The following is a 22916-nucleotide window of genomic DNA, read 5'->3' on the forward strand; positions in this document are numbered from 1 at the left end:
AGAGAGAATCTTATGAAACCACATATAAAGAAAAATAGAATACGCAGGGCAAAGCAATCCGGCTTCACTCTTGTTGAAATGTCTGTGGTTTTAGTGATTATTGGGCTGATTATTGGAGCGGTTTCAATTGGTTCTGATTTACAACGTAATGCGGTATATCAACAAATAAGCTCTAGTTTTGTTCAACCTTGGAGTCAAGCCTACCAAAATTATTTTAATAAAACGGGTATTGTTATTGGTGACTCAGCTAGTGCCCCAACTTTGAAAGTGGATGGTGCTAATACCACTCCTGGAGAGATTTGTACCACAAGTTTACAGGGGTTTATGGATGCCGCAGGTATCCGTATGCCTGCAGGGCGTGCAGAAGGTAGTGAAGATGCGTTTGTTTATTTAGATAGCAACGGTAACCCTCAGCAAACAACGGTTTGTTTTCATAATGTTGATTGGACTTTGCCTGGAGCAACAACGGGCTATGTGGTGAGAAAACGTAATGTTATGGTTATTAAGTCATTAACACCTGATTTAGCACAGTTTTTAGACTCTCAAGTTGATGGCAAAGTTGATGCAAGATTTGGTTTGTTTAGAGAGAGCTCTTTAGCTAACAGCACCAGTGCAACCTCTACAGATTGGTCTATTGATAATAGAAGAGCTTATGGTGATTCTAGCGATACGAATCATGATGAATCCCAGGTAGCTATTGTAACGGCTTACTATCTAATGAATAACTAATTAAGTGAGTTATGATTTGTTATCTCTAATGACTTTGCTTGTATCTAGCGAGGTTGATTAAGTATTCACGGAGGTTTATTTATATTTTTGTGGGTACTTCTAAAAGATATTTTTGACTATTATTTGGTGTTATTTTCTTTTTGCTATTCATTTTGTAAATTTTTGCCCCTCACTTTCCACAATAAATTCTTTCTAAAATCCAGATTGATTTAATATACGCAATTCAATTTTGTGACAATGAGTCCGTACATCAAGGTAAGATAACTTGTTGTTATTTACGAAATGTATTTGCTTTATAAAATAAATTAACAAGGAAAGGGTGAGTGAACAAAATTTTATTAATCGCATTTACTGCTTTGGCGAGCATGATTGCCCCTTTTTCGATAGATACATACCTTCCATCATTTCCAGCAATAGAAGATTATTATGGCGTTTCACGAGAAATGCTCTCCTCTTCAATGGGGGCGTATCTCGGTGCCTTTGCCATTACCACTTTACTGTGGGGGCCTTTTGCCGATCGGTTTGGTCGTAAATCAGTTGCGGTAGTTTCATTGTTTGGGTTTGGTCTTGCCTCAGTAGGTTGTGCCTTAGCCCCAACCTTTGATGGTTTTATGATTTTTAGAGTCATGCAAGGAATTTTAGCGGGTGGAGTGATTATTGGCGGGCGAGCAATGATTAGGGATGTCTTTCCGCCTAAAGAGGCTCAAAAAACCATGGCGATTGTGATGATGGTCTTTGCCATTGCTCCTGCCCTTGCACCTATTGTTGGCGGTTATTTAGAAACCCATTTTGATTGGCAAAGTATCTTTTACTTTTTAACTATCTATGCGGCATTTACGCTGTTTATTTTGTTGTTTTTTATCAAAGAAACACAGCATAAAGAACACGTGCAATCCATACAGCCTAAAAAATTAATGAGTTCTTATTGGCACAGCATCAAGCACCCAATTTTTTTACGATTAGTGGTATCGCAATCTTTAGTGTTTGGCGGCCTATTTGTTTATATTGCGGGTTCAGCCAGTGTGATGTTTGATCACCTAAAGTTAGGGCCAGAAGATTTTTGGATTCAATTTGTACCAATGGTGGGAGGCATGATCTTAGGCTCTATTACTTCTCATAGAATGACTGATAAATATTCACCTATGCATATTGCCAGTGCCTCTTTTGCCGTGGCTGGTTTAGCGGCTATTTTAGGACTAACCTCTGACTTTTTATTTGAGCCTTCTGTTTTTAGTGTGATTCCATTTATTAGTTTATTTGCCTTTGGACTCTCTTTTGGATTACCAGTTTTAGCTACGCTTGCTTTAGATTGTTTGCCCGAAAAAAGAGGTATGGCCGCTTCAGTACAAAGTTTAATGCAAATGGGAACCGCCGCTTTAGTCTCAATCTTAGTTGTGCCATTTGTACATGATTCGCTTCTGTTAATGGCATCATCTACACTGTTACTTTGGTTGGTAGCGGTAATTTTGTGGGCAAGCGTTTATCGTAAGGTAGAAAAGTTGGTTGAAGTTCGTTAGGCGTTGCACCTGACTGATACTCTATGAATAATAAAAAAGCCCGTAGGCTCATGTTATGAGCTTTACGGGCTTTTTTCGTCTTTACTAATTTTACTGAAGCGTAGGATTATTTTAGGCTTGCAATAATTTCAGCTTCAACTTGATCAATAGGCTGAGTACCATCTACTTTAATGTATTTTAACGCTGGATTTTTAGCGGCAACATCTGTGTAGTAGTTAATTAAAGGTGCTGTTTGCTCATGATAAACAGCTAAACGATCTTTAACCACTTCCGGCTTATCGTCATCACGTTGAACTAGGTCTTCACCTGTTTCGTCATCTTTACCTTCTACTTTTGGAGGGTTATACACAACATGGTAAGTACGACCAGATGCTAAGTGAGCACGACGACCTGACATACGGTTTACAATCTCTTCATCAGGCACATCAATTTCAATCACCGCATCAATTTCAACGCCTGCTTCAGCAACAGCATCGGCTTGCGGAACAGTACGTGGAAAACCGTCTAATAAAAAGCCATTTGCACAATCTGGTTCGGCAATACGTTCTTTAACCATACCAATGATGATTTCATCCGTTACTAGTTGCCCAGCGTCAATGGCCGCTTTAGCTTGTTTACCTAATTCAGTTCCAGCTTTAATAGCGGCACGTAGCATGTCGCCAGTAGAAATTTGCGGAATATTGAATTGCTTAGTTAAGAACTGAGCTTGTGTACCTTTACCGGCACCTGGAGCACCTAATAGAATGAATTTCATTTAGAATCCTAGTAATTAGAAAAAAGTTGGCAATATTATACGGTGTTTCTTAGCGGCATAAAAGTTTAACCTGTGAAAGTTTAATTCATGCAGGTTTAACTCATATTTAAGTTTTACCAGGCCTGGTAAAAATGTTTGATTGATTATCTCGGTGCTAGGTTTTGCTCTGTTTCAAGAGGTTTTGAATGATGTTAATGGCTTGTTGTTCATATGAACCGCCAAAGAGATTAAAGTGATTGATTACGTGGTATAAATTATAGAGTGGTTTTCTTTGTGAATAACCCGAATCTAAAGGATAAATACTGTTGTATCCTGCATAGAACTGTTGACTAAATCCACCAAAAAGTTCAGTCATAGCAATGTCTGTTTCACGGTCACCATAATAGCAAGCAGGGTCAAAAATCACTGGTTCGGAGTCTGTTTGATCGTCATTTTCAAAAGCAAAACTGCTGTTTCCACCCCATAAATCGCCATGTAATAATGAGGCTTTAGGTGAGTAGCTTTGAAACCAAAACGGCAAAGTGTCAATTAGTTGTTGACCAAGTTCAAACATAGCGGGCTGTGCGCCACGTAATTGTGCCAATTCAAGCTGAGGTTTCAGGCGTTGGCTTGCATAAAAATCAACCCAGTTAAAGTGCCACTCGTTTTTTTGCAAGGTATGACCAATATAGTTATTTTCAAACCAACCAAAAGGTTGGCTAGTTTGATGGATTTGTTGGTGCATATAGCCAAGGTCACGACCGCGTTGAAAGTCATCACCTTTATTCGTTAAACTAAGGTACTCCATTAATAACCAGGCCTGGTTATTTTCAAAGATGCCGAAGCCTTTTAGTTTTGGACAACGCATGCTATTAGACTGATAAATCGCATTGAGGTTATGGGCTTCTGTCTCAAACAGCGGAAATAGAGAGGGCTGGTTAAGCTTTAAAAAGAAGTTACCTTGATTGGTATGGATTTGATAGGACTGATGAATATCACCGCCCATAACTGAATGAGCGGTATTAATGTGAACAGACTCATTGAGCTGTTCAGACAGGTGTTTTGAAAAAGCGTGCCAGTCCATAATGACTCCTTATTGATGCCCGAGGAGTAGTGTTGATTAGCTTGCCTCAAGCCTCAAATATTAATTAAAAAGGTCGTCGGTAATCTCTTCTATTTGCTTTTGCGATACTTTTGGTACCTCTGGTGCATTCTCTTCTCTAAAAATTTCTGTAATTGACCCAGGGGTATTTGTCGGTACAGCTTGCCCCGTTTCTGGATCAATTGGAATATTAACAATGCCATCAGGTTGAGTGAATGGAACATTTGGATAAGCTTCAAGAGCCACTTTCATGTAATCCATCCAGATAGGTAATGAAGCTCTACCGCCTACTTCACTGCGTCCAAGTGTGGTTGGGCTATCAAATCCTACCCATACAGTTGTGACTATATTTGAATTGAATCCTGAGAACCAAGCATCTTTTTGTTCGTTGGTGGTTCCTGTTTTACCTGCAATATCTACTCGGTTTAGCTCTTTGGCTTTTTTACCAGAACCAATGCGAATAACATCTTGCATGATGGTATCCATAATATAGGCGTTACGCTGTTCTATTACTCTTGGAGCATTTTGCTCATCACCTGGCACACAACGGTTATCAGTGCAGGCAATTTTAGGAACGGTTTTGTAAAGCACATCACCATTAAAATCGCGAACTTCATCAATAATATAAGGCTCAATCAAATACCCAGTGTTTGAAAATGTCGAATAAGCTCTAGCCACTTCCCAAGGCGTAAACTGCACACTTCCTAATGCGAGTGATAAGTCACGGTGTTTATCAATCTCTTCTTTTGGGAATCCAAAACGTTCAATATATTCTGAGGCATCACTTATACCTAGTTTTCTGAGTAATCGAATAGAAACCAAGTTACGTGAGAAAGCCAAAGCGTTACGTAAACGGGTAGGGCCATAAAAACGACCAGAATAGTTTTCTGGACGCCACACATCTTCTAAGTTTTTGTCGTGAAAAACCACCGGGGCATCGTTAATGGTGGTTGCCGCAGTCATGCCGCTATTTAAACCGGCAGAATATAAAAATGGTTTAATGTTAGAACCTACTTGGCGGCGTCCGTGAGTGGCACGGTTAAATTTACTTCTAAAATAATCGTAACCACCTACTAATGCAAAGATATGCCCGTCATGTGAATCAATAGAAACCAAAGCCGATTCTGTTGCAGGATCTTGAGCAAGTTGCCATTGGTTATTCAGTAGCTCCAAATAGATTACATCGCCTTTTTTTAGTACATCTTGCGGCTTTTTAGGATTTTTCCCTTTGTAGTTGACGGTTTTGTAGGGTGCAGCCCATTCCATAGTGCTGAATGGAATTGAAATTGTTTCACCATTTTCCATTAAGACTTGGGTATCTGTTTTAGCAAAGTCGGTAACGACACCAACCTGTAAATCGCCATAATTTGGCGTGTCTTTTAGTTGCTCTAAAATCGCATCTTGGTCTTCAAAAGAGGTTAAGTCTAAATTGGTGATAGGACCACGGTATCCGTGACGGCGTTCATAACGTTGTAAACCTTCACGTACTGCTTTGTTGGCTTGTTTCTGTAGTTTGCTGTCAATGGTAGTTACAATCGTTAAGCCATTTTGCAACGCTTCAAGACCAAATTTTTCAAGTGCAAAAGAGCGAGCCATCTCGGCAACATAATCGGCTTCAACATCAACCATTGCAGCATGCTTGTCGGCATGCACTTCAACCTCTTGTGCCTGTTTCATTTCATCTTCTGTAATGAAATTAAGCTCATGCATGCGGCGTAAAACATAGTTACGTCGTAGTTTAGCTCGGCTAGGGTTTGCAATAGGATTATAGGCTGATGGGGCTTTTGGCAAACCTGCAATCATGGCATATTCGTCAAGCGTTAATTCAGAAATTGGGCGACCATAATAGGTTTGTGCAGCCGCGGCAACACCGTATGATCGATAGCCTAAAAAGATTTTATTTAGGTAAAGAGCCAATATCTCTTGTTTGCTAAGTTCGTTTTCTATTTTGTAGGAGAGAATAATCTCGTTCAATTTTCTTAAATAAGTCTTTTCTTTAGTTAAAAAGAAGTTACGAGCCACCTGCATGGTGATGGTTGAACCACCTGATTTTTTATCACCAGTAGTAACCAGTTCATAGACCGCACGGCCTAAACCACGAAAATCGACACCACCATGTTCAAAAAATCGTTCATCTTCCGCAGAGATAATGGCTTGGGTCATACGTTCTGGAATTTGAGAATACTCTAAAGGTAGGCGTTTTTTGGTACCTATTTCACTGATTAATTTATTGTCTTTGGTCACGATACGAAGCGGAACTTGGTAACTGACATCTTTAAGTTCAGATGCATCTGGCAGGGTTGGATAGATGGTTACATAGTAATAGGTTGCCGCAATAGCAGGAATGATAATGCCAAAAATAACAAAGCTAATTGCAAAAAACCATAAAAAGATTCGACGTTTCTTTTTAGGTGGTTTCACAGGTGGTTCTTGAGCTGAAGAAGTTGTGTTCTCAGGTGTCGGGCTTTTAGCCAGATCATTTTTCACTTCAATTGTTGGATTGTTTTCTTCACTCATGAATTGACTCTGTTTGTGTTCGTTTGGCTATTTGCAACGTACTTTGTATCGCTTAATCACGAAACTCTGTGCATGCTGTATTTTGTTTTAAAATTGAGGCTATTATAGCTTTTTTGCGTATTAAGTTGATAGGCAATTTACGATTGAATGATGAAAGAAAACTGCGGATTAAAGGGGGGTGAACATCTATCAGGAGTGAGGATATGGCTAGAAGAAATTGAAAACAATGAAATGTGCTATCTATAAAACTAAAAAACCCAGCCAGGGCTGGGTTTTAAACAGTAATAAAATCCGTTTTATTACTTGCTGTAACGACCTGTTTTGATGTCGCTGTACATTAGATATAGGTTACCAATAATGATAAATGCTGCCGCTAACGCTACACCTGCAAGACCAATTGCAACTTGTAGTGATTGTGGAAGAATGCCAGCCCAAATACCTAAAAGAACCGCTAATGGAATAACCACAGCAACTACGATAGTAAGTAACATTTTTACAAAGTTATTCATGATTTTTTGCCTCAACAAAGTTTTATATATTTTATTTCACCTCGAACTATACTGATTTTACGCTTAAATTTCAATCAAATTACCCGCTTAAGATTGATTTATATCAAGTTTATACCGCTCATTAAGGGCAAGATATTTTTATGGTTTTTTGTTGCTGGTTTATGACCTGTAATAGGACCTGTATTAGGACTTGTATTAGCTACCTATAAAAATTGACTTTATTCTAGTTTGGGCTCTATGCAACCTCTATTCAATATTTTGTACTTGCTCTCTCATTTGTTCTATTAACACCTTTAGGTCAACACTGGTTTGTGAGGTAAAAGCATTAATTGATTTGGAGCCAAGCGTATTCGCTTCACGATTAAGTTCTTGCATTAAAAAGTCGAGCCTTCGGCCTATCGGCGATAAAGGTTCTGTTTTACCATTTTGAGTAATGATGTGTATCACTTCATTGAGGTGGATTTTAATGCGTTCAATCTCTTCATTAATATCCATTTTTTGTGCGATTATGGCGACTTCTTGATGAAAGCGGTATTCGTTTACCTCATCTCCTATATGATTGTTTAAATTTTCGGCTAAGCTTGTTATTCGATTTTTAAGGTTTTGTGTGTGGTTTTCTAAAATACTTGGTAATTTGGCTTCAAGGTGAGCAATCAGTTGGGATATTGATTCACAACGTTGCAAAATCACTTCCGCTAAACCTTGTCCTTCACGAAGCCGATGTTCACTAAATAAATCAATGGCTTTTTGTAAATCGTTTAAAACTTGTGTATCTAAAGTCTCTTGCTCTATGTTTGAATCATTTACTTGAAGTACACCTGGCCACTGTAAAACCTCAAGTGGGTTAATATGGCTTGCTGCAGGTATTGAGTTTTGTACTTGATCAATGGCTTTATTTAAAGAATCAAGTAACGCTGCATTTACCTGCATTGAAGGTTGCGTTTGAGCGATATTAACCTGTAATGAGATATCGAGCTTACCACGAGCAATGCGTTGTTTGAGTTGGGTTCTTAAGGCTGTTTCTAGATGTCTAAAGTTATCAGGTAAACGAGGGCTTATCTCTAAATAACGCTGATTGACCGAGCGAATTTCCCAACTTATTTGCCCAAAATCATGATTCTCTTGAGTACGAGCAAAAGCGGTCATACTGTTTACGTTGTAATTTAGATTGCTCATTTTCAATGCCTAAATTTTTTGGAGTCGTTGACTTATAATAACGGTAATTTAGCAAGACTCAGAGTAAAAGGAAACACAATGGTGCAAACGGTTGTATTGGCTACCGGTAATCAAGGTAAGTTACAAGAAATGTCTGATATTTTACAGCCGCATGGTTGGCAGGTAAAAGTGCAGTCTGAATTTTTTGATACTGAAGCCGAAGAGACAGGGTTAACGTTTATTGAAAACGCAATTTTAAAAGCACGCTACGCTTCTCAAAAAACAGGGTTACCTGCGATTGCGGATGATTCCGGAATAGAAGTGTCTGCTTTGCAGGGTCGCCCAGGAATTTATTCAGCACGTTATTCACAAGATATTTACGGTGAAGCGACTAATGATGAAACGAATCTTCAAAAGTTATTAGATGAGTTGGCAGGCTTGCCTGCAGAACAACGCCAAGCAAGCTATTATTGTGCAATGGTATATTTAGAACACGCTGATGATCCAACTCCCATTATTGGTTTAGGGCGTTGGTATGGTGAGATTTTGACCGAAAAACGCGGAGATGGCGGATTTGGTTATGACCCGATTTTTTGGGTAGAAGAGTTTGGTAAAACAGCAGCAGAATTGCCAAAATCACAAAAAAACCAAGTGAGCCATCGGGCACAGGCTTTAAACGGGTTGGTTATGCAATTAAGACGTGGAGCTTAATTATTGGCAGTGAATTGTTAATTTAACAATGCAATTTACCAGGCCTGGTAAATTCAAATTCCTTTAAATCCAAACCTCTTCTGCATATTCCACAATATGAACTGTTTTGTGAAGTTTGTCTTCAATCGCTTTTTTAAAGATTTCTTGTTTATCACGCTCTCCATGAATCAAGAAGACTTTATCAAGCGTTTCAAAGGCTCCCACCCATTTGAGCATGTCCTTTTGATCGGCATGGGCTGAGAAACCATTAATCATGAGTCGGTTGGCTCGTACTTTGATTTTTTCGCCATATACGTGAATAAATTCAGCCCCATCAACCAAGTTCCTACCTAAAGTTCCCTCTACCTGGTAGCCCACAAAGATCAGGGTGTTTTTATCATTCCATAAACGGTGTTTAAAGTGATGCAGAATTCGTCCACCATTACACATTCCACTTCCTGCAATGATAATCGCACCCGATTCAACCTCGTTAATTTGCATAGAGTCAGCACCGCTAACGGTGTACTCTAAGTACGGAAAGTCAAACACAGAACCATCTTTATTAAACAGTTCTTGGGCAGTCTTGTTTAGGTTTTTATGGTTTTGGTTGTAAATGACAGTCGCTTTGGTGGCCATTGGTGAATCTAAAAATATCTTACATTCAGGAAGTTCATTGTCGTAATACATCTGTTTTAGTAAGATTAAAATCTCTTGGGTTCGTTCAATGGCAAACGAAGGAATAAGAACATTCCCTTCATTTTTAAGTGTTTGAATTACTGCAGTTTTAAATTCATTCACACTGTCTTCTAAAGAGCGATGATTGCGGTCTCCATAGGTTGATTCTATATAAAGTGCATCCGCTTTTGGAATCGTTGTAGGAGAGGGCATAACGGTATCAATACAACCACCTAAATCGCCAGAAAAGACAATGGTTTTATTTTGTCCATCATCGTTAAAATCAATTTGAATGGTGGATGAACCTAAGATGTGACCAGCATTTCTAAAGGTTGCACTAACATTTTTATCAAGCTGAATAGTATTATCGTAGTCTGCATATTGAATGTTCATATCAAAAACGGCTCTGGCATCATCAATCGTATAGATTGGCTCAGCAACTTCTTTTTCATCACCACGGCGTTTGGCTTTTTTGAGTGAGGTTTTGAAGTCTTCTTCGGCTATTTTTGCACTATCTAATAATACAACCTCGGCTAAATCCATTGTGGCTCTAGTGGCTACAATTCGACCATTGAACCCTTCTTTAACCAGTTTAGGTATGCGACCAACATGGTCTAAATGGGCATGAGTAATGAGTAAAATATCAACATCTTGAGGATTAAAGCCGAAAGGCTCAGCTGAGTCATGATCAGAGTGGCCTTGAAACATCCCGCAGTCTATGAGTATTTTGGGGCCAGATTTAAGCTGTAAAAAATGACATGAACCCGTAACGGTTTCAGCTGCACCAAACGATTGAATAGGAACCATAGTAAAGGCCTCTTTTTAATGGAGTGTTGATCAGATTAGCATATGCTTGAGTTTAAGCACATAATTTAAATCAACATTACATTAAATCAATTTCTTAAAGAATTTCAAAATCATTATTAACGACACTAGACAAGTAGTGTGAAAGGTAAAAAGTCCTTCTATTTGAGATTTTATTCATTAGATAACGTTACCGTTACACCTTTATTTGACACTAGGTAATCGCGTCCCAAACCACTATTAGCCATAGTGCCTTTAATATTATGTTGACCACGCACAACTGTACCTACTGAGACCGCGTGTCCATTTTTGATGCAATTTACTGGTTGCAGCTTATACTCATAACGTAAACGCTTTGCGTTAAGGTGGGCTGTGCCATAGACTTTACAGCCTTTAGCTGGCCCTTGAACAATCTTTAGTTCTACAGGATAAGGATTGGATTGGGTCGGTTGACCTTGGATTTGTGTCATTAAAATTGCTCGAGTCTGTTCTGCTGCTGAGCTATTAGTGCTAAAAGATGCCAGAGTAAGGCAAGAGATCGATAAGGTAATAAAGTGCGTTTTTAACATGAATATTCCCTCTAAATTGGAATATTAGTATCGCTTAATATAAATGCGACATTCAATACAAATCGTCATTGATAATAATTAGGCATGGTCTAGTTAAAGTTATAAAACCTAAATATCGTCCTCTGTTTTTACACGCAAAAAGTCTATAAAACGGTAGAATGTGTGGCAAATGCTGGTCTGTTAATGTTAGGCCTGAAAATTTAATGATAGAGATAACTTTGTGAATTTTACTCAGCCACTTCCGCTTAGCTTGTATGTGCATTACCCTTGGTGTGTGCAAAAATGCCCTTATTGTGACTTTAATTCACACACGCTTAAAAAAGAGATTGATGAAGCGGCTTATATCGATGCGATGTTGCTTCAGTTGGAACGATTGCTGCCGCAGATTTGGGGGCGACCGATTCGTTCAATTTTTTTTGGTGGCGGCACACCAAGTTTGATTTCAGAAGAGGGGTTAAATCGATTTTTATCGCAAGCCAGAGCCTTGTTAGGGTTTTCTCCAGAAATAGAGATTACGTTAGAAGCCAACCCTGGTACGGTTGATTTTGAAAAGTTTGCGGGTTTTTATGAGGCTGGTATTAATCGATTATCAATGGGTATACAGTCATTTGATGATGAAAAGCTTAAAGCTCTTGGCAGAATTCACTCCGCGAATGAGGCGGATAAAGCCATATTAGCCGCCAAATCAGCAGGGTTCACAAACTTTAATTTAGACCTAATGTTTGCGTTACCCAACCAAACTTTAGAGCAAGCCATTGCTGATGTTGAGCAAGCCTTGAGTTATCAGCCACCGCATTTATCGCATTATCAATTAACCTTAGAACCCAATACGCCATTTTATAAAAATCCGCCAGTATTACCCAACGATGACCAGGCCTGGGAATTTCAACAAGCTTGCCAACAAGTGATTGCTAAAGCAGGGTATGAACATTATGAAGTCTCTGCCTATGCTCAGAAAAATCGCCAGTGTAAACATAACTTAAATTACTGGCAATTTGGTGATTACATTGGATTGGGTGCGGGGGCTCATGGAAAAATTACCATGGCACCAGAAGGACGAATTTTTAGAACTCAAATGCCTGCCTCACCAGGTGGTTATATAGAAGCGATGAAATCACCCGATGCTGGACGTACTCACTGGTTAGAAGATGAGGACGCTATTTTTGAATTTATGCTCAATGCCTTGCGATTGCAGCAAGGCTTTGATTTGCATCTGTTTGCATTAAGAACAGGGTTGCCACACAGCCAAATTTTGCCTACTTTAGAGAGTTTGCAAAACCAAGGTTTAATCACGGTTAGTGACTCTAGCTGGTTACAATTAACCCCAAAAGGGCAACAATATCTCAATGATGTGGTCAGTGCTTTTTTAACTGAGTAAAACGTATAATAAGAGTCTTGTTAAAGCCATTGTTGATTACAAAGGTGATTATAGAAACTCCCATTTTATGAACTATTAAGAGTAATTTTGTGACAAAAACTGCTATTAAATGGTCAAAACGCGCCATTTTGATTATTGCCATTATTCCGATATTGCTGTTTTTGGCGTTTGCTGGAGCAGTAAGTCTAATTGATTTTAATCAGTACAAACCCCAAATTGAAAAAGAAGTCAAAGAGCTAACTCATCGAGACTTTAAAATTGAGGGTGAGGTAAAGGTTTCTATTTTGCCGTTTATGTTTCATGTTGGTGACATGCGTCTAAAAAACAAACCTGGATTTGGTTCTGAAAATCTAATGACGATGAAAGAGGCTCAAATAGAGCTATCATTACCGCAATTGTTTTTAGAGCGAAGGGTTAAGGTTCTTAGCTTGGAGTTAATTGAACCTAAAATTCATTTTGTACAAATGGCTAACCAAAATAACTGGTCAGATATTGATTTTTTAGCAGCCATACTGCCTAACAATAGCACTCAAAAATTGAGTCAATTAAGTTCAAGTGATGGGCTGTTTAATCCAAACTATTTACGTCACGCTAACGTCACTTCAAAAACAAATTTACCAGGCCTGGTAAAAGTGGCTAATGAGAGTAATGCGGCAAATGGTAATACCAGTGAGAACAACCAAGATTGGAGTTTAAAGAGTTTATTAATTAAAAATGGTGAAGTTGACTACACTGATAAAACCCAAAACTATACGGTGAGTGTCAGTAAAGTAAACTTGCTCTCTTTTGATATAAAGCCCAATCAGCCATTTGAAATAAATAGCGATTTTGTATACAAGCATAGCCAATCCCAGAGACAGTTTGATTTTGAAATCAATGCCAAAATGTTGTTAGCTAAACAGTTTAGTCAATTGCATTTATCTAATTGGCAAGGCGTGTTTCGCATGCAGTTGCCAAAAGAGCAAAATCGTCCAGATGTACGCCTAACGACCCATGGTGAAGGGTTTATGGTTGATTTTACTGAGCAACATGTCTACATTAAAAATGCGGTTTTAGAAGGCTTGAATTCAGAAGTAAAAACCAGTTTTGATGGTAGTTACGGTGCGGTTCCCGAGTTTGCAGGCAACTTCACGGCTAAAGAGCTTGATTTAAAATCGTGGGTAGAGCATTTAGGTTTTCCAGTTCCCGCAATGGTTAATGAGCAATCTTTAACTAAAGCAACGGGCACCTTTAATTGGCATTGGGATGGTAAAACGCTTTCTATTAAAGAGGTTAATGCCAAGGTCGATGATACCGACATCACTGGCAAATTATCCATTCCATTTCACTCTTCGATGCCAGCAAAATTTGATTTAACGCTAAACCATTTGAACTTACAAAACTACCTCATAAAAGGTGAGTTAAAACAGGTTGATGCTAATCTCAAAAACACGGTAAATAACGGCGTTAATTCTCAGCCAGAAGACACCGTTGCAAGCTTCGAAAGTTCTGAAAATACACAAAAAAAAACTCTAAATACCAGGCCTGCTAAATTACAAAACACCTTTTATCCCATTCCCGTTGCGTTTTTGCAAACCCTGTATGCACAAGGTTCACTTAAGTTGGTGGATTTTTCTGCGGCAAATATTAAAGCAAAAAAAGTCACCATAGAATTTCAGAGCCGAAACGGTGAACTTGAGTTAGCACCCTTTGATATTGTGTTTAATGAAGGCTTGATGCAATCTAAGCTTTTGATTGATTTATCTAATCCTCAGCCAGATTATTTTTGGAAAGGACAAACCAAATCTCTCGCTCTAAATCAGCTAATGCCAAAACAGCAATCAAACTTAAATGGTAGCTTAAGTAGCCATTTTATTTTTGCCACAAAAGGAAATACAACCAAAGATTGGGCAGAGAATCTGCAATGTAAAATCAATGCAGAAATAGAAAACGCCAAACTTTATGGCGTAAACCTAAACCAATTATTGCAAGGTGATTTGGATTTGAATCCACAGCAAGCAACTTTTACCCATTTTAAATACCTTAAAACAAAGGGGAGTTGTGAGAGGGGCATTTACAGCCCAATGCTTCTTACCGTTGTAAGTAATCGTTTTAAAGGAAGCGGTAGTGGTCAACTAAATTTGGCAACCGAACAAGTGGATGGCGTCTTACGATTAAGGGTTGATAGCTCAGAAGACTTTATGAAAGGACTAGCTATAAAAGGATTAAAGGGTACTACATTGCCATTGGTTTTTAAGGGTGATATGCAAAACCCTAATTGGTCTATCGATTTTGCAGAGTTAAGCCCAAAATTGATTGATAAATCGCCAGTTTTAAAGGCTTTACAGGCGATTTTAAATTAAAAGTTATAGGACGATTTGAAAGATTGAGGTGGGTTTAAACACGCTCAAAAATTAAATCCCAAACTCCGTGGCCTAGTTTATGCCCACGAGCTTCAAACTTAGTAAGCGGGCGATAATCTGGACTAGGTGTGTATTGTCCTTCACCACTGATGTTGCGGTAATCTTCAGCTTCATTCATCACTTCCATCATGTGAACGGCATAATCTTCCCAGTCTGTTGCCATGTGAAATTGCCCACCAGGTTTAAGGTGCGAGGCAATCGTTTTTGCAAAAGCAGGTTGTACAATACGGCGTTTATTGTGGCGTTTTTTATGCCAAGGATCAGGAAAAAACAGATAAACACCCGCCAATGAATCCTTTGGAATACATTTTTCCAACACTTCAATCGCATCGTCATTAAAAACACGTATATTAGTTAAACCTTTCTCTTCAACTAATTTTAATAACGCACCAATACCAGGCCTGTGGACTTCAATACCAATATAGTTTTGTTGAGGGTTTGCTTCGGCCATTTCTGCTAAGCTTTTTCCCATTCCAAAACCAATTTCAACCACTGTAGGGGCATCACGGCCAAACAGTTCTGTAAAGTCTAATAATTGATCACTGACGGTTAAACCAAATTTTGGCCATTGCGTATCAATTGCTTTTTGTTGTGCGGCAGACAAACGTCCTTGGCGTAAAACAAAGCTTTTAATACGGCGTGTAATCGTTGATTTATTATCGTCTTGAGTTTGGTTTGATTTGCTTTCTTCAGTCATAATTTTTCTGGTATAGGATATGAGAATCGGTTGAGTTAATTTTGAATGCGTATAGTATAGCGTAATTCAAAAAATACAATCTATTACAATCTAAGAAGCCGTCTTTAAGCAATATTTAAGCAGTCTTTATAATATAGCTTAGAGATCAGTTTTGATGGTTAAGGGCTTAAATGGCACAGAATATAAAGCATTCATTTTCAGATAAATTATTAGAGTGGTTTGATCAATATGGTCGACATGATTTACCGTGGCAACAAGAGATTAATCCTTATCGGGTTTGGGTGTCTGAAATTATGTTGCAACAAACCCAGGTTAAAACCGTTATACCGTATTATCTAAAGTTTATGCAGAGCTTTCCTACGGTGGTAGATTTGGCAAATGCTACTCAAGAGCAGGTTTTATCCCATTGGGCAGGCTTAGGTTACTATGCCAGAGGGCGAAACTTGCATAAAGCGGCTCAGCTTATTGTTGCCGAACATAATGGTGAATTTCCTAATGATTTTGATGCAATTGTGGCCCTTCCTGGAATAGGGCGCTCTACCGCCGGTGCCATTTTATCTATTGCTTTGCAGCAACGTTTTGCCATATTGGATGGCAATGTAAAACGCGTGTTAAGTCGTTATTATGCGGTTGACGGTTGGCCAGGTGAAAAAGCCATAGAAAATCAATTATGGTTACTTGCAGATAAATTGACGCCAAAGGAACGTTTTGCCGATTACACTCAAGCGATTATGGATTTAGGGGCAACATTGTGCACTCGCAGTAAGCCAAATTGCCAGGCCTGTCCGCAACAAGCAGATTGCCAAGCTTATCAGCAAAATAGGGTGGCTGAGTTTCCGTATAAAAAACCAAAAAAAGATAAACCAATTAAGCAGGCCTGGTTACTTATTCAAACCAAACAAAACGGTGATGTATTATTGCAGCAACGGCCACAAAAAGGCATTTGGGGTGGATTGTGGAGTTTGCCAGAGTTTACTAGTTTTAGCTTGTGTGAGCAATTTGTGCAAAGCCAAACCACAAGTGAACAGACTTTGATAGAATGGGATGTATTCAGGCATACGTTTTCACATTATCATTTAGATATTCATCCAATTTATCTAAAGATTGAAGATAAATGCGAAATGACAACCAATGTAGCTGAAAACACAGTGCAATATAGTACTGAATTGCCAGAGCTGTTAACGGGTAATCAAAAAGCCAATATTGATAGCGAAATACCGCCAGAAGCTTGGTATTCGTTAGCCGCTTTAAAAAATAATAAGGTGGGTTTACCAGCCCCCATTAGCAAATTGATCATGCAGTTAGATTCACGTTTACGAGATGGGTCAATTTAGCAAAGAACATTAACGGGTTACGGAGTAAAAATTATGAGCAGAAAAGTAAAATGCGTAAAAATGGGTGAAGAGTTAGAAGGTTTAGACTTTTTACCTTTTCCAGGTGAACTAGGACAAAAAGTCTATGACAATGTTTCTAAGGAGGCTTGGAAACAATGGTTAGGGCAGCAAACGATTTTAATTAATGAATATCGTTTGTCGAGTTTAGATGCAAAAGCACGTACTTTTTTATTAGAAGAGATGCAAAAGTTCTTATTTGATGATCAAGATATTGATATGCCTGATGAGTTTAAATCTGTTTAAGTTGTTTGCGGTCGGTTTGTAGAAAATTGTTTAGTCTGATTAAAAAGTAATCAGAAAGCCTTAAGGAAAAAGTGTGAGTCAGTTTGTTGATATCTATATTGGTCGCCAACCTATATTTAATAAAGACCTTGAAGTCATCGCTTATGAACTTTTGTTTCGCAGTGGAGTACAAAACAATCACGCCGTTATCTTAGGCGGTGATGCGGCCTCTGCTCAAGTGATGATGAATGTCTTTGGTGAGTTGGGGTTGGCCGAAGTTTTAGGAAATCACAAAGGCTTTATCAACTTTACTGAAGGTCTATTGCTTAGAGAGTATCATCCATTTTTCCCCAAAAGAAAAATAGTTATTGAGGTGTTAGAAGATATTGAGGTCACACCACAATTACTTGAATCTTTAGCTAAACTTAAAGAAATGGGTTTTACCATTGCATTAGATGATTATATTTTTAATCCAGAACTACAGTCGTTAGAAAAATTTGCCGATATTGTTAAGGTTGAAATAACTCAAGTAGGTCCTAAGAAACTGGCAGAGCATGCTGCTAGACTAAAAGCTCAAGGTATTCTTTTACTAGCAGAAAAAGTAGAAACTCGTGAGCAGTATGAGTTTTGCCTAAAGTTAGGTTTTGACTACTTTCAAGGTTACTTTTTTGCTAAACCTAAAATTATTGAAGGTAAAAGATTGCCTAACAATAAACTTACTATTCTTGAGCTGTTATCTAAAGTGTATAACCCCGATGTGGATATGCATAGCTTGACAGATATTATTAGTCAAGATGTCTCGTTAAGCCAAAAGTTGCTTAAATTTGTGGCTGAAACGAATGTTTCTGGTGTACAAATTTCGTCAATTCATGATGCGGTGTTGCGATTTGGTTTAAACCGTTTAAAAAGTTGGGCAAGTATGTTGGTTCTATCAGGGGTTGATGATAAACCTTTTGAACTGTTTACTACGGCTCTGACCAGAGCAAAATTTTGTGAAATTGTAGGGGCAAAAATTGGTAATGCTTCGGTAGACAGTTATTTTACAGTGGGCCTTTTTTCTTGTTTAGATGCCGTTATGGATACCGAGCTTACAACCCTAATTAAGCAGTTAGGTTTAGAGCCAAGGATTGAGATGGCTTTATTAAAAGAGCAGGGTGATTTAGGCCAAGTGTTAACGATGGTAAAAGGACTAGAGCGTGGTAAAACAGATTTTATTGTGCCTAAAGACTTAACCCCAACTGAAGTTTCTAACATGTATTTACAGGCGATGAAATTTGCAGATAGTGTGGACGTTGGTAGAAAGCGATAGCCAAATTATTGCATCATTAAAATTGTATTTATAAATTGTGTCAGTTCAATTTTAAGTCGCACAAACTAAAACGCCCTCAAATGAGGGCGTTTTAGTAATAACAGACAGGCTATTTATTGGTGGTAATTTATTGGTGATATTCTGGGCTGAAATCAACTACCGCATTAATAAATGCATCTACGGTCTCTGGATCAATACCTGGGTGAATTCCATGTCCTAGGTTAAAGATGTGACCTTCACCTTTGCCATAGCTATCTAATACGCTTTTTACTTCTTGGCGAACTCTTTCAGGTGAAGCATAAAGAACGGTTGGATCCATATTACCTTGTAAAGCAACGCGGTCACCCACTTGAGCTCGTGCATCTGCCATATCCATTGTCCAGTCAATACCTAAACAATCTGCACCAGCATCGGCCATAGCATGTAACCACTGACCACCACCTTTGGTGTAAAGAATGCATGGTACTTTACGGCCATCTTTTTCTTTAATTAAACCATCTACAATTTTAGCCATATAGTCTAAAGAGAAGGCTTTGTAGTCGCGCGGCGTTAATAGACCACCCCAAGTATCAAAAATTTGTACCGCTTGTGCACCAGCCTCAATTTGAGCGTTTAAATAGGCGGTTACTGAGTCAGCTAATACATCAAGGATTTGGTGCATCATCTTAGGCTGTTCAAACATCATGCCTTTAACTTTACCAAACTGCTTACTTGAGCCACCCTCAACCATATAAGTCGCTAATGTCCAAGGGCTACCAGAAAAGCCAATTAATGGCACACGGCCATTTAAATCTTTACGGATAGTGCTTACCGCATCCATTACGTAACCTAAATCAGAACCCATATCAGGAACAAATAGACGGTCAACATCAGCTTGCGTTTTGATCGGTTTATCAAATACAGGGCCTTCACCAGTTTCAAAACGTAATCCTAATCCCATAGCATCTGGAATTGTTAGGATGTCAGAGAATAAAATTGCCGCATCTAAAGGGTAACGCTCAAGTGGCTGTAAAGTCACTTCAGAAGCTAATTCTTTGTTTTTGCAAAGATCCATAAAAGAGCCGGCTTTGGCACGTGTTGCACGGTATTCAGGCAGATAACGACCCGCTTGACGCATCATCCATACTGGAGTGCGGTCAACTGGTTCTTTAAGAAGTGCACGTAAAAAACGATCGTTTTGTAGTTCTGCCATAATAAGGCCCTTTCTGTAGCTTAATGGGAACGTTAATCTAAACGTCCACTGAAAAATAGAGGGTTATTTTAGCGGAAAAAGCGGGTAAAGCAAGGATTTAGCTCTGCAGAATAGTGACAGAGTTATGAAGTTAATGATGTTAATGTTATGGGTTAAGAATTGCCTATAGGGCTAAATGGAGCAAATGCGTATGGCTCTTTAATAATCATGTACATCACACGTTTATATAGATATGCGTAACCTCGTACTTCGATTGTTTGCCCTTCAAGTGCTTTGATTTTGTTGTAATCAAAACGATCCCAATATTCTTTAGGAATACGAATTCCTGTCGTATCCATATTAATAATATAGTTAGTTGATGATTTATCTACCTTAACGATTTTGCCTTTAATAATTCTAAAGCCAGTGTCTTGTGTGGTGAGTTTAGAGCTATCGACTAATGGGAAGTGGCTGTCTGGATGTTTAGCTAAATAATCCCACAACTGATAGCCGCCTTTACGAGCTTTCTCTTCAGCTTGATAATAGCATTTTGCGTGTTTTAGGTTGTTATACATAGTGCGGTTTACTGCAAAACCACTTTCTAGAATTTTTTGTTGAATGCTTGTGCCATCTTTTAAAAATAGGTGCACCAGCTGTCTATTACGATTGTCTAGGCGTGTCGTATCAAATTCAACACCTACTTCTAAATTATTATTAGCGAGTAGTTTATTAAGGAAAGTCTGAGATTCTTTTGCAAGCGGTTCACCAGAGTTATTAAATTTTTGCTCTTTGGCAATTTTGGGTGCATGAATACCAATAAGTCTAACCACTTGTTTGTTGATAACTAAGGTGTCACCAGAAATGGCGTATTCCGCTTTAGTCCATAATAATTTGCTCGTGTCGATTTTGCAGCTTTGTTCGTCTTCTGCAAGGGCACTTAAAGAGAGTAGAGAGCTCATTAAAATAATGAGGCTTAAAATTGGTAGGGTAATTGGTTTCATGCTATTGATTGTAATGATTTTAAGGTTAAATACCAAGCAATTGATAAGCCAAGATAAATAAGCTTTGCAAAATTTGCCAGGCCTGGTCATTTTAAAAAGAGAAAATTATAAAAGCGAAGGGACAAGAAAATTTAGATATAAAAAAAGCACTAGAGGTAAAACCTGTAGTGCTTTTGCGTGTAACCAAAAAGATTTGATTAACGACGAGCGTATTTCTGCTTGAATTTCTCAACACGACCTTCAGTATCTACAAGAGTCTGTTTACCAGTGTAGAAAGGGTGAGATGCGCTAGAAACTTCAACACGAACTAGCGGGTAGTCTTTACCGTCTAGAGTAATTGTGTCGCCAGAAGTCTTTTCAATTGTTGAGCGAGTAATAAAGGTTTCGCCAGTTGAGATATCCTGGAAAACTACTTCTTTGTACTCTGGATGAATGCCTGCTTTCATGATGACGGTCCAATAATAAGTTAATTCTATAAAAAAAGAGCATTATATTGATAAAAATAAGAATTGCAAGCTTAATTATATAAACTTGCTTAACTTTTTATTAACTTTTATCGTTATTTAATGCATTGATTTGCATATTGATTTTTAAATCAAATTAGCCTTTCATTGCTTCAAATAATGCTTGGTTTGTTTTAGAGACTTTCATTTGGTCAATTAAGGTTTCAATCGCTTCCACTTCATTGACAGATTGTAAGAAACGACGAAGTATCCAAATGTTTTGTAGCTCTTCTGGTGTGGTGAGTAACTCTTCTTTACGAGTACCAGATTTAGTTAAGTTGATAGCTGGGAAAATACGTTTCTCTGCAATATTGCGAGAAAGGTGTAATTCCATGTTACCAGTCCCTTTGAATTCTTCAAAGATAACTTCATCCATCTTAGAACCTGTATCAACCAATGCCGTAGCAATAATGGTTAAAGAACCACCTTCTTCAATGTTACGAGCGGCACCAAAGAAACGCTTAGGGCGATGTAATGCGTTGGCATCCACACCACCCGTTAAGATTTTACCTGATGCTGGTACAACCGTATTGTAAGCACGAGCTAAACGGGTAATTGAATCTAATAAGATAATAACGTCTGTCTTATGTTCAGTTAAACGTTTGGCTTTTTCAATAACCATTTCTGCAACTTGTACGTGACGGGTTGCTGGTTCATCGAAAGTAGATGAAATCACTTCACCTTTAACGGTGCGTTCCATCTCGGTTACTTCTTCAGGACGTTCGTCAATAAGAAGAACAATCAGGTGTGCATCGGGATAGTTCTCAGCAATAGATTGTGCCATTTGCTGAAGAATAACCGTTTTACCTGACTTAGGCGGTGCCACAATCAAACCACGCTGACCTTTACCAAACGGAGCGGCAATATCAATAATACGTGGTGTAATGTCTTCGGTACTGCCGTTACCAATTTCCATTTTTAAACGGTCTTGGGCGTGCAGAGGCGTTAAGTTTTCAAAGGCTATTTTCTTGCGAGCAACATCGGGATCTTCGTAGTTGATTTGTTCAACTTTTAACAAAGCAAAGTAACGTTCACCTTCTTTAGGAGGACGAATTTTACCTTGAATTGTGTCACCTTTGCGTAATCCAAAACGACGGATTTGGCTAGGAGAAACATAAAGATCATCAGGGCCAGCTAGATAAGAGCCGTCACCAGAACGTAAGAAACCAAAACCATCAGGCAAGATTTCTAAAACGCCTTCGCCAAAAATGTCCTCACCCTTTTTAGAGTGTGCTTTTAAGATGGCGAAGACAATGTCTTGTTTGCGTAAACGAGCTAAGTTGTCTAAGCCCATGCTTGAAGCTAGGTCTAGAAGTTTAGCGGCAGATTGTTTTTTTAAATCGAGTAAATGCATAATTTATTTTTTATTTGATGGTTTCTTGAAGTGTTGAAATGAATGTTAAATTCGTTCAATGATTGAGTTTTTGAGTTTCTTACTGAAGTTCTAATGACTATAAAGATGGGGAGGTTTTCCTCCTAAATAGATTTCCTATTTAGGAGGTAAGTATTACAGGTTACCGTCTAAGAACGCGGTTAACTGTGATTTAGCACCTACTTGAGTTGCATCTACTTCACCGTTTTTAAATAACATTAATGTTGGAATACCACGAACACCATATTTTGGTGGAGTTGATGGGTTCTCATCAATGTTTAACTTAGCTACTTTTACTTTACCAGCATATTCAGTAGAAATATCATCTAAGATTGGAGCAATCATCTTACAAGGGCCACACCATTCTGCCCAAAAATCGACTAGTACTGGAAGGTCTGATTGTAAAACTTCTGCTTCAAAGTTTGAATCGCTTGTTGAAATCATGTTTTCTCCTAACTCTAAATTAT

General features: G+C 38.4%; 21 protein-coding genes. 8 read left to right on the forward strand and 13 right to left on the reverse strand.

Features of this window, described 5'->3' with window-relative positions; translation table 11 throughout:
• The first annotated feature begins 12 nt into the window (after positions 1–12).
• Together ACORJQ_RS02755 and ACORJQ_RS02760 are read left to right on the forward strand one after the other, a co-directional pair.
• A complete protein-coding gene (locus tag ACORJQ_RS02755) occupies positions 13–729 on the forward strand; it encodes a type II secretion system protein (protein ID WP_321325813.1) in 717 nt (238 codons plus the stop codon).
• Positions 730–1052: 323 nt separating this feature from the next.
• Positions 1053–2246 carry a multidrug effflux MFS transporter gene (locus ACORJQ_RS02760; RefSeq protein WP_321325815.1) on the forward strand — a complete coding sequence of 398 codons (1194 nt, stop codon included), beginning with the start codon at positions 1053–1055 and terminating at the stop codon, positions 2244–2246.
• Positions 2247–2352: 106 nt separating this feature from the next.
• Here the strand turns inward: ACORJQ_RS02760 and adk are convergent, their stop codons facing one another.
• The 5 genes from adk to ACORJQ_RS02785 form a co-directional block, all read right to left on the reverse strand.
• Positions 2353–3000 (reverse strand): adenylate kinase, encoded by a 648-nt coding sequence (gene adk / locus ACORJQ_RS02765; protein ID WP_321325817.1) that lies wholly within the window; start codon positions 2998–3000, stop codon positions 2353–2355.
• Between the two features lie 154 nt (positions 3001–3154).
• The gene (locus ACORJQ_RS02770) at positions 3155–4063 is read right to left on the reverse strand and encodes a fructosamine kinase family protein (RefSeq protein ID WP_321325818.1); all 909 of its coding nucleotides are present in this window, start codon (positions 4061–4063) and stop codon (positions 3155–3157) included.
• A 60-nt stretch (positions 4064–4123) separates the two neighbouring features.
• A complete protein-coding gene (locus tag ACORJQ_RS02775) occupies positions 4124–6598 on the reverse strand; it encodes a penicillin-binding protein 1A (RefSeq protein WP_321325820.1) in 2475 nt (824 codons plus the stop codon).
• 299 nt (positions 6599–6897) lie between these two features.
• A complete protein-coding gene (locus ACORJQ_RS02780; RefSeq protein WP_321325822.1) occupies positions 6898–7107 on the reverse strand; it encodes a hypothetical protein in 210 nt (69 codons plus the stop codon).
• A 246-nt stretch (positions 7108–7353) separates the two neighbouring features.
• Positions 7354–8283, reverse strand: a complete 930-nt coding sequence (locus ACORJQ_RS02785) for a YicC/YloC family endoribonuclease (RefSeq protein ID WP_321325824.1) — start codon at positions 8281–8283, stop codon at positions 7354–7356.
• 78 nt (positions 8284–8361) lie between these two features.
• On the opposite strand from ACORJQ_RS02785, the gene rdgB reads away from it, so the two are divergent.
• On the forward strand, positions 8362–8973 hold the full coding sequence (rdgB, locus tag ACORJQ_RS02790) for an RdgB/HAM1 family non-canonical purine NTP pyrophosphatase (protein WP_321325825.1): 612 nt from the start codon (positions 8362–8364) through the stop codon (positions 8971–8973).
• Positions 8974–9036: 63 nt separating this feature from the next.
• Here the strand turns inward: rdgB and ACORJQ_RS02795 are convergent, their stop codons facing one another.
• Together ACORJQ_RS02795 and ACORJQ_RS02800 are read right to left on the reverse strand one after the other, a co-directional pair.
• Positions 9037–10434, reverse strand: a complete 1398-nt coding sequence (locus ACORJQ_RS02795) for an MBL fold metallo-hydrolase RNA specificity domain-containing protein (protein WP_321325826.1) — start codon at positions 10432–10434, stop codon at positions 9037–9039.
• A 170-nt stretch (positions 10435–10604) separates the two neighbouring features.
• Entirely contained in the window at positions 10605–11000 is a 396-nt protein-coding gene (locus tag ACORJQ_RS02800; RefSeq protein WP_321325828.1) for a hypothetical protein, read from the reverse strand.
• Positions 11001–11220: 220 nt separating this feature from the next.
• Here ACORJQ_RS02800 and hemW point away from each other — a divergent pair, with 220 nt between their 5' ends.
• Together hemW and ACORJQ_RS02810 are read left to right on the forward strand one after the other, a co-directional pair.
• A complete protein-coding gene (gene hemW / locus ACORJQ_RS02805) occupies positions 11221–12378 on the forward strand; it encodes a radical SAM family heme chaperone HemW (RefSeq protein ID WP_321325829.1) in 1158 nt (385 codons plus the stop codon).
• Positions 12379–12467: 89 nt separating this feature from the next.
• Positions 12468–14720 (forward strand): AsmA family protein, encoded by a 2253-nt coding sequence (locus tag ACORJQ_RS02810; RefSeq protein WP_321325831.1) that lies wholly within the window; start codon positions 12468–12470, stop codon positions 14718–14720.
• Positions 14721–14754: 34 nt separating this feature from the next.
• Here the strand turns inward: ACORJQ_RS02810 and trmB are convergent, their stop codons facing one another.
• Positions 14755–15477, reverse strand: coding sequence for a tRNA (guanosine(46)-N7)-methyltransferase TrmB (gene trmB / locus ACORJQ_RS02815; protein ID WP_321325832.1), 723 nt, complete (start codon positions 15475–15477; stop codon positions 14755–14757).
• A 170-nt stretch (positions 15478–15647) separates the two neighbouring features.
• Here trmB and mutY point away from each other — a divergent pair, with 170 nt between their 5' ends.
• The 3 genes from mutY (at position 15648) to ACORJQ_RS02830 (ending at position 18402) form a co-directional block, all read left to right on the forward strand.
• On the forward strand, positions 15648–16811 hold the full coding sequence (gene mutY / locus ACORJQ_RS02820) for an A/G-specific adenine glycosylase (protein WP_321325833.1): 1164 nt from the start codon (positions 15648–15650) through the stop codon (positions 16809–16811).
• A 33-nt stretch (positions 16812–16844) separates the two neighbouring features.
• Positions 16845–17114 carry an oxidative damage protection protein gene (locus ACORJQ_RS02825; protein ID WP_321325835.1) on the forward strand — a complete coding sequence of 90 codons (270 nt, stop codon included), beginning with the start codon at positions 16845–16847 and terminating at the stop codon, positions 17112–17114.
• A 73-nt stretch (positions 17115–17187) separates the two neighbouring features.
• The gene (locus tag ACORJQ_RS02830) at positions 17188–18402 is read left to right on the forward strand and encodes an EAL and HDOD domain-containing protein (RefSeq protein ID WP_321325836.1); all 1215 of its coding nucleotides are present in this window, start codon (positions 17188–17190) and stop codon (positions 18400–18402) included.
• Positions 18403–18529: 127 nt separating this feature from the next.
• On the opposite strand, the gene hemE is transcribed toward ACORJQ_RS02830, so the two are convergent.
• The 5 genes from hemE to trxA all read right to left on the reverse strand — a co-directional run bounded on the left by hemE (position 18530) and on the right by trxA (position 22893).
• Positions 18530–19594 (reverse strand): uroporphyrinogen decarboxylase, encoded by a 1065-nt coding sequence (gene hemE, locus ACORJQ_RS02835; protein WP_321325837.1) that lies wholly within the window; start codon positions 19592–19594, stop codon positions 18530–18532.
• 152 nt (positions 19595–19746) lie between these two features.
• The gene (locus tag ACORJQ_RS02840) at positions 19747–20574 is read right to left on the reverse strand and encodes a thermonuclease family protein (RefSeq protein WP_321325839.1); all 828 of its coding nucleotides are present in this window, start codon (positions 20572–20574) and stop codon (positions 19747–19749) included.
• A 197-nt stretch (positions 20575–20771) separates the two neighbouring features.
• A complete protein-coding gene (locus ACORJQ_RS02845) occupies positions 20772–21020 on the reverse strand; it encodes a type B 50S ribosomal protein L31 (protein ID WP_321325841.1) in 249 nt (82 codons plus the stop codon).
• A gap of 154 nt (positions 21021–21174) precedes the next feature.
• Entirely contained in the window at positions 21175–22431 is a 1257-nt protein-coding gene (gene rho / locus ACORJQ_RS02850; protein ID WP_321325843.1) for a transcription termination factor Rho, read from the reverse strand.
• A gap of 153 nt (positions 22432–22584) precedes the next feature.
• Positions 22585–22893: a thioredoxin TrxA gene (gene trxA, locus ACORJQ_RS02855; RefSeq protein WP_321325844.1), complete on the reverse strand. Its 309-nt coding sequence runs from the start codon at positions 22891–22893 to the stop codon at positions 22585–22587.
• Positions 22894–22916 lie beyond the last annotated feature (23 nt).

The sequence above is a fragment of the Thiomicrorhabdus sp. genome (assembly GCF_963662555.1).
GTDB lineage: Bacteria > Pseudomonadota > Gammaproteobacteria > Thiomicrospirales > Thiomicrospiraceae > Thiomicrorhabdus.

What these genes read in the sequence shown, in the direction of transcription:
- adk (WP_321325817.1), bottom strand. Translation starts at nt 3,000, where the DNA reads ATGAAATTCATTCTATTAGGTGCTCCAGGTGCCGGTAAAGGTACACAA.
- trxA (WP_321325844.1), bottom strand. Translation starts at nt 22,893, where the DNA reads ATGATTTCAACAAGCGATTCAAACTTTGAAGCAGAAGTTTTACAATCA.
- ACORJQ_RS02795 (WP_321325826.1), bottom strand. Translation starts at nt 10,434, where the DNA reads ATGGTTCCTATTCAATCGTTTGGTGCAGCTGAAACCGTTACGGGTTCA.
- rho (WP_321325843.1), bottom strand. Translation starts at nt 22,431, where the DNA reads ATGCATTTACTCGATTTAAAAAAACAATCTGCCGCTAAACTTCTAGAC.
- mutY (WP_321325833.1), top strand. Translation starts at nt 15,648, where the DNA reads ATGGCACAGAATATAAAGCATTCATTTTCAGATAAATTATTAGAGTGG.
- ACORJQ_RS02780 (WP_321325822.1), bottom strand. Translation starts at nt 7,107, where the DNA reads ATGAATAACTTTGTAAAAATGTTACTTACTATCGTAGTTGCTGTGGTT.
- ACORJQ_RS02785 (WP_321325824.1), bottom strand. Translation starts at nt 8,283, where the DNA reads ATGAGCAATCTAAATTACAACGTAAACAGTATGACCGCTTTTGCTCGT.
- trmB (WP_321325832.1), bottom strand. Translation starts at nt 15,477, where the DNA reads ATGACTGAAGAAAGCAAATCAAACCAAACTCAAGACGATAATAAATCA.
- ACORJQ_RS02755 (WP_321325813.1), top strand. Translation starts at nt 13, where the DNA reads ATGAAACCACATATAAAGAAAAATAGAATACGCAGGGCAAAGCAATCC.
- ACORJQ_RS02775 (WP_321325820.1), bottom strand. Translation starts at nt 6,598, where the DNA reads ATGAGTGAAGAAAACAATCCAACAATTGAAGTGAAAAATGATCTGGCT.
- ACORJQ_RS02845 (WP_321325841.1), bottom strand. Translation starts at nt 21,020, where the DNA reads ATGAAAGCAGGCATTCATCCAGAGTACAAAGAAGTAGTTTTCCAGGAT.
- ACORJQ_RS02840 (WP_321325839.1), bottom strand. Translation starts at nt 20,574, where the DNA reads ATGAAACCAATTACCCTACCAATTTTAAGCCTCATTATTTTAATGAGC.
- ACORJQ_RS02800 (WP_321325828.1), bottom strand. Translation starts at nt 11,000, where the DNA reads ATGTTAAAAACGCACTTTATTACCTTATCGATCTCTTGCCTTACTCTG.
- ACORJQ_RS02825 (WP_321325835.1), top strand. Translation starts at nt 16,845, where the DNA reads ATGAGCAGAAAAGTAAAATGCGTAAAAATGGGTGAAGAGTTAGAAGGT.
- rdgB (WP_321325825.1), top strand. Translation starts at nt 8,362, where the DNA reads ATGGTGCAAACGGTTGTATTGGCTACCGGTAATCAAGGTAAGTTACAA.
- hemE (WP_321325837.1), bottom strand. Translation starts at nt 19,594, where the DNA reads ATGGCAGAACTACAAAACGATCGTTTTTTACGTGCACTTCTTAAAGAA.
- ACORJQ_RS02770 (WP_321325818.1), bottom strand. Translation starts at nt 4,063, where the DNA reads ATGGACTGGCACGCTTTTTCAAAACACCTGTCTGAACAGCTCAATGAG.